The organism is Xenorhabdus yunnanensis, from assembly GCF_028598805.1.
GTDB lineage: Bacteria > Pseudomonadota > Gammaproteobacteria > Enterobacterales > Enterobacteriaceae > Xenorhabdus > Xenorhabdus yunnanensis.
Window position 1 is genome coordinate 1 of sequence record NZ_JAQRFI010000143.1, and the last position, 1,833, is coordinate 1,833.

At 44.2% G+C, this 1,833-nt stretch carries 4 protein-coding genes and 1 pseudogene; 3 read left to right on the forward strand and 2 right to left on the reverse strand.

The window, feature by feature from the left end:
* Positions 1–62: 62 nt before the first annotated feature.
* Both PSI23_RS21190 and PSI23_RS21195 read left to right on the forward strand, forming a co-directional pair.
* Positions 63–194 (forward strand): annotated as a pseudogene (locus tag PSI23_RS21190) (lysis protein); the annotation flags it as partial.
* Positions 195–210: 16 nt separating this feature from the next.
* The gene (locus PSI23_RS21195; RefSeq protein ID WP_273556931.1) at positions 211–453 is read left to right on the forward strand and encodes a DUF4752 family protein; all 243 of its coding nucleotides are present in this window, start codon (positions 211–213) and stop codon (positions 451–453) included.
* 108 nt (positions 454–561) lie between these two features.
* Here the strand turns inward: PSI23_RS21195 and PSI23_RS21200 are convergent, their stop codons facing one another.
* Both PSI23_RS21200 and PSI23_RS21205 read right to left on the reverse strand, forming a co-directional pair.
* Complete coding sequence (locus tag PSI23_RS21200; protein ID WP_273556932.1) at positions 562–741, reverse strand: hypothetical protein; 180 nt, start codon at positions 739–741, stop codon at positions 562–564.
* A gap of 142 nt (positions 742–883) precedes the next feature.
* Positions 884–1,030, reverse strand: a complete 147-nt coding sequence (locus PSI23_RS21205) for a hypothetical protein (RefSeq protein ID WP_273556933.1) — start codon at positions 1,028–1,030, stop codon at positions 884–886.
* Between the two features lie 144 nt (positions 1,031–1,174).
* Between PSI23_RS21205 and PSI23_RS21210 the strand changes: the two genes are divergently transcribed.
* Positions 1,175–1,732, forward strand: a complete 558-nt coding sequence (locus PSI23_RS21210) for a BRO-N domain-containing protein (RefSeq protein WP_273556934.1) — start codon at positions 1,175–1,177, stop codon at positions 1,730–1,732.
* Positions 1,733–1,833 lie beyond the last annotated feature (101 nt).

Sequence of the window (1,833 nt, forward strand, 5' to 3'; positions counted from 1 at the left end):
AGGCCGTCTGCCCCTCCGTGCCTGAAACCGTTACCTCCGGCAGCGTGGGCGATGGAACCCCCGTCGAACTCACTGGAGAAACTGGATCAACTGTTCTCGATATCCGAGAAGGCATCATCAACGACCGGGCAAAACTGAGATATTTACAGGATTACGTTAAAACTGAATGCAGAAGGGTAAATAACGATGGGTGAGATAATTCTTGGCTACATGACGGGGAGTCTAATGATTATTGGTTACCTGTATATTCTGGTTAAAGCATGGAATTGGCTATTCGCGTTACTCTTCAAAGCATATGACAAACTCCGAAAAGAAGAGCGAAAGCAGAAGGCTGTTAACGAGTTGTACGATGCATTTGAACTTGACCAGATGCAGGATGACCAGACTATGAAGGTAGCTACGAAAGGCGACCTAGTGATTGTGATGTATCGGCAACAATCAGATAGTAAATGACATACTGCCACCTCAGAGCAAATGATTCTGGGTTTGCAGGAGTATGTTAGGACACAATGTGGGTGAACCATGAGAGGACGGCAGGAATGAACCGTCCTACTCGGTTTATTATAATAATAAACAAGTTGGAATAGTTAATGGACCTTTTTCGCTCATTGCTACGCACCACTCCATACAGGCTTTCCATCTGCCAAGATCCCTCTCATTCGAACATATAGAAGCAGAAATCTGCGTTGAGGCTAAAAGAGTCGTGCCTGCCACCAGGCAAAGAAGAATGAATTTTTTCATTTTATTCTCCCTATTTCGCTTGCAGTAACATTATTGCAACAACACATAAACCCATATTCCCCCAACAACAAGCGAATAATACTTAACAATTAGTTACTCTCTGAAATCAAAAAAGATATTCCCTTATCCATTCCCTGAGTGGCTAAAGGAATCCCCAAGCCATCACATCCCGTGGTGGTTTTTTTATTCCCTTATCCATTCTATAAGTGGTTACCGGAATAACCCATGCTGCCACCCCGTTCCTACCGCGTACCCAACGCACACGGGCGGGTGGCATTTTTGTTTTCATCGCGCACCGAAAGCGCCGCTTAATTACACCGAACCTAACCCTATAGAAATGAGCCTTCGAGGTAACCAGTTATGGCTGGCGAGCCTTCGGTGGGCTGGTATTCCTATTTCGGCGAAGGTTCATTTCATAGAGCAGGTAAACGTTATGTCTAAGGCATTAGTTTTCAAAGAGCGTGAAGTTATCCCTTTTGATAATGGTGACGGGAAGATTTGGTTTACAGCTGAAACATTAGCTGATTTGCTTGGATACACAAACAGCAATAAGGTCTTAAATCTGTATAAACGCCATAAGGATGAATTCACAGAAAGTATGACAACCTTGACCAAAGTGAGGATGAATGGAATAAACAATAGCTTACGTGAGGTAAGTGCTCGTTTGTTCTCATTAAGAGGCGCTCATTTGATTGGGATGCTTTCCCGTACAAAGGTAGCTAAGGCACTTCGGCGATGGCTGCTGGACTTGGCTGATAAAGAAAACAATGCATATATTCCATCCGTTGGATACACAATTCAACAGATGCAGAACATTGTAGCAAAAGCCCGAAAGGCGTCTGACGAGGATTCCTCTGATGCTGGTCGCAGGCTGAGGAAGCGACAAGATGACCTGATGACCCTCGATAAGGCTGAAAGACTGATTGATGATCTTGGTCAGATGGCGCTCGGATTGGTTGGCGGCGGTAAAAAGGAAATTGCCCATATTTAGGGCGGTGACGCGTGACTTATGCAGAACTTTATAGAGTCCCGACTAAAAAAGTACGGGGTTATATAAACCGAACCAGTTATTTATTCTAATTTATGGGGAAA